The organism is Curtobacterium sp. UNCCL17 (assembly GCF_000686685.1).
GTDB lineage: Bacteria > Actinomycetota > Actinomycetes > Actinomycetales > Microbacteriaceae > Curtobacterium > Curtobacterium flaccumfaciens.
In genome coordinates this window covers 1-9607 of record NZ_JMLI01000001.1, presented here as the reverse complement: position 1 = coordinate 9607, position 9607 = coordinate 1, and the positions used below count along the sequence as shown (strand labels likewise).

Genomic DNA, 9607 nt, shown 5'->3' with positions numbered 1-9607 from the left:
GGCATCGATCTTCCTCGGGTCTGTGTCGGCGAACTGCAAGCAGATCCCCGGCGCCTAACCGACACCAACCCCGGGAGGCCGTCATGGCACCGTCCAACCGCAACACCAACCGTCGAGGCTTCGGCGCAGCGCTCAAGCGCGGCTGGAACTCCAAGCCCGCAGGCATCGCCGCGATCGTCGTCATTGTCCTGGTCATCATCGTCGTGCTGATCTCCACCCTGCTCGGCGTGTTCGCACCCGCGAACACCGACGACCAAGGGACCGCGAGTAAGCCTGCTCCGACCTCGAGCGCGGCGGCGGACGGTCCGTGCAACGTGAAGGTCGCCGACGCGTCGTCGACGCCGAAGGTCCCATCTGACCTCACCTGGAAGACCGGAGCGGCCGGACTGACCTGGCCGGTGTCGAAGTCGGTCGGCCCCACGAAGACAGTCGACGGGTTCGACGCCTGCTTCGCCCGCTCGCCCCTCGGAGCCGCCCTCGCAGCGCAGACGGCCACGTACAGCCAGTACGACGGTAAGCACTCGGTGTCGTCGGCACTCGGGTTCTACATCGCCGACTCTGCCGGCAAGCAGAAGAGCATCGAGACGAGCGAGAAGCAGCCGGGTGCGGCCGACACGCGCGCCGCGGGGATCAACCCCGCGGGCTTCACGGTGGATGCGTTCACCAAGGACCGCGCCGAGGTGACGCTCGTGTACTCGTACCCGTCCTCGTCGACGGGCTACATCGGGATGCCCACCTCCCTCGTCTGGACCGATGACGACTGGAAGATCTCGGTCCTCGACAACGGCGAGCTCTTCACCGGCAACCTCACCAATCCGAGCGAGAACGACTTCATCCCGTGGACAGGAGCTGACCAATGAACCCCGGAGATGCAGCGCTGTGCGCAGCCAGCCTCGTCGGCTGCGCGGTGAAGAAGGGGACCGAGGGCGCCGTCTCATCCGCAGCGTCGAACGGCTTCAAGCAGGCCGCGGAGACGATGTTCGCCGCGTACGACGACATCATGAAGCAGTTCCTGACCAGCTGGGTCGGGGCGAGCTTCAAGGTGGACCTCGACAACAAGGCCACGTCCTGGTTCCAGGACACGACGCTGCCGATTACGATCATGCTGCTCACCCTGGGCCTGGTCGTCGCCGGCGCACGGGTGATGTACTCCCACCGCGGAGAGCCGTTCCAAGAGGCGATGGCCGCCCTCGGCAAGGCCGTGGCCGTCATCACGCTCGGGACCGCGGCGATCCAGATCTTCGTCTGGGGCGGGGATGCGTACGGGCAGTGGATCCTCAAGGTCTCCGGGATCTCCGCGAAGGCCGGCTACGTCGACGCGGCGTTCGCGACGACGTCGCCAGGGCTGGCACTGATCCTCGGCCTCATCGGCGTGCTCGCCGTGGGCATCCAGTGGGTGATCATGTTCGTCCGGCAGGCGCTGATGCTGCTGCTGAACGCGTTCTGGCAGGTCAGCGCCGCGTACGCGGTGCTCCGCCGGGGTGAGCAGGCGTTCGAGAAGATCACTGCCTGGATCATCGCGTTCATCATCTACAGCCCCCTCGCCGCATCGATCTACGCATTCGCCTGGCGGTTGAAGAACGGCCAGGACGGTGCCGGCGGTGTCATCTACGGGCTCATGCTGATCGGCCTCGCCGTGATCGCGCTACCGGCGATCATGCGCCTGCTCGTCCCGGCATCGGGCGCTCTCGGATCCGCGATCGGCGGGGCGATGGCGATGGGCGTCGCCGCAGGTGTCGTGCAGGCCGGTGTCGCCGCAGGCGCGGCCGTGGCCACGGGCGGCGCATCCGCGGGCGCATCGGGTGCTGGCGCAGCCGGCGCAGGTGCCGGTGCCGGTGCTGGCAGTGCTGGTGGCGGTGTTGCGGGAGGCGGCGAAGTTGCGGCCTCCGGCGGCTCAGGCAGCGGCGGGAGCTCGAGCCCGGTCGCGGGCGGTGGCAGCAGTGACGCCGGATCGTCCGGTGCTGATGGTGCGGCCGGGATGGTCGGCGGGGACAGCGCCTTGGGCGCGGCCGCGGACAGCGGCAATAGCGCCGGCGCCGCGACTGCGAGCAGCGGCGCCGGGGCGAGCGAGGGCGGGTCGGTCGCGGCCGGTTCGTCGCCGGACTCGGGGCAGTCGTCCGGGTCGAAGGCTTCATTGGCGGCCACTCAGGTCGTCGCGAGTGGCGCGGGCGATGCACCGTCCACGGCGGAAGGAATGATCAGTGAGTGAGACAGCGCAGAAGGAACGCATCCGGTTCGGGAACTGGTTGCCGTCCACGAAGGGCACCCTCGGCGGGCTGACATTCTTCGGCTGGGCGATGCTGCTCGGCGGCATCATGATCGGCGTCGTCTGCGTGAGCGTGGGCTGGTGGGCCGCCGCGGTCTTCGCCCCGCTCGCGGGCATCGCGTTGAACGCCGTGTTCATCGTCCGGTGGGGCGACCCGACCTCGGGCCGCACCGCGGCGGCGACGCTGTGGGACCGGCACGTCAACGCCAAGCGTGGCCGCGCCGGCTCGAACACGTACAAGACAGGCCCGTTCACGACGCTGCCCGCCGAGTCGATGACGGCGCTGCCCGGGATGCTCGCCGACCTCGAGGAGATCGCCGGCACCGACGGTGAGGGGGAGGAGTACGTGCTCCTGCACCACCGGAAGAACTCCCGGAAGCCGCTGCTGTCCGCGACGTTCTCCTGCCACCCCGATGGCACCGCGCTGCTGCCGCAGGACAGCATCGATTCGCAGGTGTCCTCGTTCGGCGGGTGGATCGCGTCACTGTCGCAGGACACCGCGATCGAGGGTGCCGTGATCGTGGTCGACTCCGCGCAGGAGTCCATCGAACCGCTCGTGCAGAAGATCGACAACGAGGTCTCCCCGAACGCACCGGAAGCCGCGCAACGCCAGCTCCGGGAAGGCGCCCGGGCGCTCTCGGGCACGTACGCGGACGTGGAGGTGTTCGCCTCCGTGGTGTGGAACGTGAACGAGCTCGCCGACGACGTCGAGGAAGCAGCGGCCGATATCGCCGCGAAGCTGCCCTACCACCGGGAAGGGCTCGCCGAAGCCGGCGCCGGCTCCCCGGTCGTGGCCACCAGCAGCGAACTGGCCCGTGCAGTGCGGGTCGCGTACCGGCCGGAGCGGGCCCGTGAGTACGGCTCCGACGAGCTCGCCGGCAACCCGTTCCACCTGCGCGTCACCCAGGCGGGTCCGGACGAGTTCGACGACAGCGCCCGGCGGATCTGCTACCACGACGGGGTCGCATCGATCACGGCCATGATGGTCGCCCCGCCGCAGGCGCTGATCACGGAAGACCTGATGAATCGGTTGTTCCAGCCGAACGGGAAGTTCCTCCGCAAGCGCGCCGCGGTGTTCTACGGCCCCGTGGATCCCGGGAAGGCGTTCAAGCTCGCGAAGAAGATGCGCGGCAACGCCAAGCGCAACAGCAGCGGCATCCGCGGAGAAGACAACGAGATCGAGAAGCGCCGGGAGCAGCTGGCGCAGAAGACCGAAGTCGACCTGATGACCGGTGCGGCGATGACGGCGTTCGCGATCGAGGTCACCGTCACCTTCGACCCCACCAAGCGCGGCACGAACAACGCCATCGGGGAGCTGAAGCAGATCTTCAACGGCACGAACATCTCGTACCGGTTCATCGAAACCGACACCTCCGCGGCGTTCCACTCCACCCTTCCGCTGGGCGTGCTGCCGTGGGAGTACGCCACCGCGATGCAGACCGTCACCGACCGGACCGAATGATGAGACGAGCATCGATGAAGACGCAGACACTGACCCCGTCAGGGTTCTTCGGCCCCGGCGGTGGCGGGTGGGAGCAGATCCCGCAGCCACCACGGTGGTTCGCAACGAGCGTGCAGGTGTGCGGGATCTACCCCTTCGGGGCAGGCACAGGCCGGCCGATCAACGGGTCCCCGCTCGGTCGCGACATGAACACCCACTCGGCGGTCTGCACCGACCACGACGCCCTCTACCGGGCGAACGTGATCTCCTCCCCGTCAGCGATGCTGTTCGGGTTGAACGGGCTGGGCAAGTCCAGCACCGCGCAGACGCTCCTCGGCGGCCAGGTCGGCCGTGGCCTCACTCCAGCGGTGTTCGACCCGATCAAGGGTGAGCACGTGCCGTGGATCGAAGAGCTCGGCGGAACCGTGTTCTCGATGGGTCCCCGTGCCCGCCACCAACTGAACCTGCTCTCGCCCGGCCCCCTCGGCTACGCGGCCCGCCAGATCGGCGGACAGGTCGGCGAGGAACTGCTGATCCTGGCGCGGGCGAAGACGATCAACCTGGTGAAGCTGGTCGTGCGAATCAGCCGCGGCCGCGATGAGCCGGTGAAGGACTTCGAGAAGACCGCGCTCGAGGCGCTGGTGGACACCATCCTGCGTGCCGCCGGCCCGAACGACGTGCCGGTGACTGCGGACCTGATCCGCGTCTTCGACCACCCGTCGGACCTGGTGCTGCAGCGGACCGGCACCACCACGGCGGACGAGTTCCACGTCGAGTACAAGCGGCTCGGACAGACCCTCCGGTCGCTGATGACCGGGGAGATGGGGCAGATGCTCTCCGGCACGAACTCGGTGGAGTTCACCCCCGGCAATCCCGGCGGGTTTTGCTTCGACACGTCCTCGATCCACGAGTCCGACACCGAACTGCTCTCCGCGGCGATGCTGTCGACCTGGTCGCTCGGCATGGACGCCATCGACGCGCACTGGGAGCTCGCGCAGCATGAGAAGCGCAAGCAGCAGGAAGCTGCCGACGAGGGCCAGCAGTACACGCCGGCGATCACCTGGGGCGGCTACACGACCCTGATGGACGAGTTCTGGTACCCGCTGCGCGCCTGCGAAGGGATGGTCGACCTCGTCGACTCCCTCTCCCGCACGAACCGCAGCGTCGGCACCGCGGAGCTGAAGATCACCCACTCGCCGAAGGACCTGCTCTCGCTACCGAACGCGTACGACCGGGAGAAGGCCAAGGGCTTCATCGAACGCTCCGGCCTGCTGCTGCTGATGGGCCTCAGCCGCGACGACCTGCTCGAGCTGAACAAGGTGCGGCCGTTGACGCCGAAGGAGATCAGCATGGTCGCCTCGTTCTCCCAGTCCAAGGACTGGATCGGCTCCCGCCGGCAGAAGGGCGCCAAGGGTGCCCCTCCCGGCGCCGGGAAGGTGCTGCTGAAGATCTCCGAGCGCGTCGGGATCCCCGTCAAGATGCTCCGCACCGCCACCCAGATGGCCGTCCACGACACCGACAACCGCTACCAGCAGTAACGACCGAAGAGACAGGACGACCGATCATGCCCAACAGCACCGTGCACGTCGACTACACCCTCGTCGCCGACCAGGGCGCCCTCACCATCGGTGACGTCGCCTTCACCGGCGACACTGCCTACCCGGACGCGATGGACTGGCTCCGCGACGTCGCAGCGCAGCTCGGCAACGCCGTGGTGGTGCGCAGCCACGACCGCGGTACCGGACAGGACACCCTGTTCAGCATCGACGGCCACGGCGCGATCGCACCCGTCACCGGCCCCGTCGAGGGCAGCAGCACCGTGCCCTCACCGTGGGAAGCCTCCGGCACCACCACCACCACCGCGGCGGCGGCGGCGGCCAGCGTGCCGGCGGCGCCGCAGAGCCCGCTCGCCGGGGGCACTGCCCCCGTCGTGGTGCCGGCAGTACCAGCGTCCGTCCAGGCGGTCCCGGCCACGGCAACGGCGGACGTGCCGCCGACGCGTCGGGAGGCGCGGCAGTCGTTTCTCACGCAGGAGCAGGTGGAAGAACCCGCGACGACCGGGTTCCGCGGGTTCCTGACCCGGGCGGGCATCCGTATGGCGCCCTCGGCCGCGGAGCGACGGCACCGTGAGCAGGTGCACCTGGTCAGCCAGCACCACGTCGGCCCCCGCACGATCATGCTCGCCAACGGCAAGGGCGGGGCAGGAAAGACCCTCGCCACAGTGTGCCTGTCGACCGTGCTGACTCGGCACTCCGGTGCGGCAACCGTGGCGTGGGACAACAACCAGACCCGTGGCACGCTCGGGTGGTCGACCGAGGCCGCCCGTCACGACGCGTCCGTGCTGGACCTGCTGCCGGAGATCGACCGGCTCCTGGGTACCGAGGCTCGGTCCGCGGACATGGCCGAGTACGTGCACCACCAGACCCGTGACCGGTACGACGTCCTGAAGTCCAAGCCCGACATCCTCGCGGCCGAGCAGCGGTTCGGCGCCGAGACCGTGGACCGGGTGCACAAGGTGTTGACGAAGTTCTACCGCCTGGTGCTCATCGACTCCGGCAACGACGAGACCGACCCGATGTGGCTCGCGGGCCTGGACCGCACGGACCAGCTCGTCGTCCCGACCACCACCGACGACAAGTGGTGTGAGTCCGCAGCGCTATTGCTCGAGCAGCTCGTCAACGCCGGCGGCCGCTACCGCGAGCTCGCCGAGAACGCCGTCGTGATCGTCGGCGTGGAGACCAGCGATGTGAAGCCCGAGAAGGTGACCGAGCAGGTGCGCCGCTTCAAGGACGCCGGCCTTGGCCGCGACGTCCTGACGATCCCGTACGACGCGGGGCTGAAGGCGCGGATCATCAACTTCGACGCCCTGCAGGAGTCCACCAAGCTCGCCTGGCTCGCCGCCGGCGCCGCGGTCGCGAAGGGGCTCTGAACCTCCCATGACCCGCAAGCGACTCCTGATCGCGTTCGCCGCCATCGCCGTGCTCGCGATCGCCGCGGCAGTGATCGTGATCGCTGCCCGCCTGCCCCACCGTGGGGGCGAAGCAGCCCCGACGTCGACGCCGATCCCGACGCGCTCGGCCGCCCCGACGTCGAAGGAAATCGCGCACGCCGTCGCCGACCGGTTCTGCCAGCCCGACGAGACGAAGAACGCGTGGCAGCGCTCCCTCACCCCGTACCTGACGCCGGAGGCGTGGCAGCTGTACTCGGCCGTGCGACCGGGCAACGTACCCTGCGCCGGCATCCACGACGACGGCCAGCCCGTCGGCGACCAGCAGACGTCAACGGACCAGGCGTTCCAGTTCACCGCGTCGACGGGCGGCCCCGTCACGGTGACCCTGCACCGCGACACCAAGGCAGATCCCTGGCTGGCGTCCTACATCAACGCCGGCGGGCAGGAGTAGGTCATGGGCAAGGGCGGGATGCTCGCGATGGTCGCGCTGGCACCGATCATCGGCGTCGTCATGATCGTCGTGTTGCTGTTCACGATCATCACCGGCGCGGGCGATGACGACCAGGCCGCGGCCGCCACCTGCGGTGCCGCCGGCACCGTGTCCGGCACCGCCGTGTCCGTGCAGAAGGGCACCCTGCCGGCGAAGGTCGGCCCGTACTCCGGCGACCAGGTCAAGAACGCCGCGGCGATCATCTCCATCGGCAAGGAGCGGGGCCTGACCCGGCACGCGCAGCAGACCGCGCTGATGGCCGCGATGACGGAGTCCACCCTCAACAACCTCTCCGGCGGTGACCGCGACTCCGCCGGCCTGTTCCAGATGCGGCCATCTCAGGGCTGGGGGACGCAAGCGCAGGTCACGGACATCGACTACGCGATCAACCTGTTCTACGAGCGCCTGGTGAAAGTGCCCGGGTGGGACAGCATGGCCCCTGGTGAGGCCGCGCAGGCGGTCGAGGGGTCGGCGTTCCCCGATGCGTACGCGACGAAGTCGGCGTACGCGGTCGAGATGTTGAACGCCCTGTCCGGCGTCACCGTCTCCACGGTCTCGCAGACCAACGAGGGCCCCAGCTGCACCGCCGGCGCGGGGGCTGCGGCCGGGGGTGCCGCCGGCGGGACGAAGAACGTTCTCGCCGCGGGTGAGCAGCCCGCGACCGGGCCGCACGCGGCGAAGATCAACCAGGTCATCGCGTTCGCGAAGGAGCAGCTGGGCGAGGACTACGTCCTCGGCGGAGCCGGCCCGAACGTATGGGACTGCTCCGGACTGACGAAGGTCGCCTACGCCGGCATCGGCATCAACATCGACGCCGGCCACTCCGCGACCACCCAGTGGCGCAACGGCGTCGCTCGAGGGCAGATGCACCCCCTCTCCGAAGCGCAGCCCGGCGACCTCATCTTCTGGGGCGGCAACGACGCCTGGCACGTCGGCATCAGCCTCGGCGGCGACATGATGATCGCCGCTCCCAAGGCCGGCGACGTCGTGAAGATCCAGAAGGTGTGGGGCACCCCCAACGACCAGGTCTGGCGCCCCGTCGACGGCCTCTAACCCACCCGCCAGACAACACACCGATCCCGCGAAGGAGCACACCATGAGCACCGGATCCCTGCACCAGAACCCGCCCCGGTCCCCGTGGCCACGACGTCTACGGTTCCTTGGCCGGAACACCGCCATCGGATTCGCCGCCGGGGTCGCCATGTGGGTGTTCGCGCTGCTGTTCGCCGCTGCAGTCAGCCGTGCCTTCATCGGTGCACACGCGGCCGCCGGCGCATGGCAGGCCGCCTGGACGCCGTCCGGGTACCTCTACGCCGGCGCCCTTGTCGCCGTCGCCGCGGCGCTCCTTACGGCGGGCATCTGGGCGGCCATCGACCAGCGGGACGGAGCGGCGTCGTGACCGTGCAGGCCCAGGTCGAAGCGGCCGCGGTGACGCTCGAGGACCTCCGCTCGCTCGAGGCAGGAACGTCAGTGCTGTTGAACGGCCTGACCGCCGCACACGAAGCCACCTGGTCCCCGACTCGCAACGAAGTGCCGGCGGACTACTGCGTGTTCGCCGACGACGCGGATCCCGCCCTGGTGCAGGTCATGCACTACGCCCCGCGGGGGATCCTCACCGAGGCCCCCTTCCCGGTGTCCGTGGCTGCGTCGACCGTGGCGGGGATCGTCGACGCGATCGCCGAGCGTGGCGCACCGGTGTGCCGGTTCGCGACCGGGATGGAACTCAGCAACGACGGCTGGGACGTCGTGCCGTGCGTCTCCGTTTGGACAGGACCCGTCACTGACGCGGCGGAGATCCCGGCTGCCGGGATGAGCCCGGACCTGCACAGCGGCCGCGTGCGGTTCCGCGGCCTGCTGTCCCACCGGGTCAACGCCGTCGAGGATGCCGGGGTCGACCCGTGGGAGCGGCTGCGCCTGCAGCAGCTCCCCGGCACGGGCGAATGGGTGCTGCAGTCGGGAGCGCATGTCAGCGAGCTCGTTCACGAACACACCCGCAACGTGCACACGCTCGAAGATGTGCTGCTCTGGGCACAAGGCTGGCTCCACATCGCGTACGACGCCGACGGCCCGGTGGCTCCGACTGGCTTCACGGTCAGTGCCGTCGAGCCCGGCGCTCCCCTCACGGTGAGGATCTGGTGACGATGGCAGGGATGAGCCACACCATGTCCGGTGTCGCGGAGACCGTGCGCGACGTCGTCGACACCTACAAGGAAGCTCGGCGGGACCGGGATGCCACGATCGTGGCCGCCGTCGAGGTGCTTGGGCAGAAGGGCGCCGCGGAGGCATCGGGCCTGTCCCGGCGCCGGGTCCGGCAGATCCTCGCCGAAGCAGCCGCCCGGGAAGGGGACCCCCAGTGAGACGCCGCACGCAGCAGCAGCTCGTCACCGCGGCGGCCCTCGTCGCGGCCGCCGGCATCGCCGCGATCGTCGCGCCCTACATGCATCCGGAGCTCGCGGCGGG

10 protein-coding genes are annotated in these 9607 nt (G+C 69.4%); all 10 read left to right on the top strand.

From position 1 onward, the window contains the following. Positions 1-83: 83 nt before the first annotated feature. The 10 genes from BR70_RS0100055 to BR70_RS0100010 are packed head-to-tail and all read left to right on the top strand — an operon-like array spanning position 84 to position 9504. On the top strand, positions 84-860 hold the full coding sequence (locus BR70_RS0100055; RefSeq protein WP_027464410.1) for a DUF8175 domain-containg protein: 777 nt from the start codon (positions 84-86) through the stop codon (positions 858-860). Next, a complete protein-coding gene (locus BR70_RS0100050; RefSeq protein ID WP_027464409.1) occupies positions 857-2209 on the top strand; it encodes a hypothetical protein in 1353 nt (450 codons plus the stop codon). Before BR70_RS0100055 ends, BR70_RS0100050 begins: the two co-directional genes overlap by 4 nt. Beyond that, positions 2202-3728: an SCO6880 family protein gene (locus BR70_RS0100045; RefSeq protein ID WP_027464408.1), complete on the top strand. Its 1527-nt coding sequence runs from the start codon at positions 2202-2204 to the stop codon at positions 3726-3728. Before BR70_RS0100050 ends, BR70_RS0100045 begins: the two co-directional genes overlap by 8 nt. A gap of 14 nt (positions 3729-3742) precedes the next feature. Further along, entirely contained in the window at positions 3743-5245 is a 1503-nt protein-coding gene (locus BR70_RS0100040; protein ID WP_027464407.1) for a hypothetical protein, read from the top strand. Between the two features lie 26 nt (positions 5246-5271). After that, positions 5272-6636 carry a MinD/ParA family ATP-binding protein gene (locus tag BR70_RS18715; protein ID WP_051596474.1) on the top strand — a complete coding sequence of 455 codons (1365 nt, stop codon included), beginning with the start codon at positions 5272-5274 and terminating at the stop codon, positions 6634-6636. A gap of 7 nt (positions 6637-6643) precedes the next feature. Beyond that, on the top strand, positions 6644-7108 hold the full coding sequence (locus BR70_RS0100030; protein WP_027464406.1) for a hypothetical protein: 465 nt from the start codon (positions 6644-6646) through the stop codon (positions 7106-7108). A 3-nt stretch (positions 7109-7111) separates the two neighbouring features. Then, positions 7112-8200 (top strand): C40 family peptidase, encoded by a 1089-nt coding sequence (locus tag BR70_RS18710; protein ID WP_051596473.1) that lies wholly within the window; start codon positions 7112-7114, stop codon positions 8198-8200. 43 nt (positions 8201-8243) lie between these two features. Then, a complete protein-coding gene (locus tag BR70_RS0100020; RefSeq protein ID WP_027464405.1) occupies positions 8244-8546 on the top strand; it encodes a hypothetical protein in 303 nt (100 codons plus the stop codon). Then, a complete protein-coding gene (locus BR70_RS0100015; protein WP_027464404.1) occupies positions 8543-9286 on the top strand; it encodes a hypothetical protein in 744 nt (247 codons plus the stop codon). The genes BR70_RS0100020 and BR70_RS0100015 overlap by 4 nt, the downstream gene beginning before the upstream one ends. An 11-nt stretch (positions 9287-9297) precedes the next feature. Beyond that, on the top strand, positions 9298-9504 hold the full coding sequence (locus BR70_RS0100010) for a hypothetical protein (RefSeq protein ID WP_155896706.1): 207 nt from the start codon (positions 9298-9300) through the stop codon (positions 9502-9504). Positions 9505-9607 lie beyond the last annotated feature (103 nt).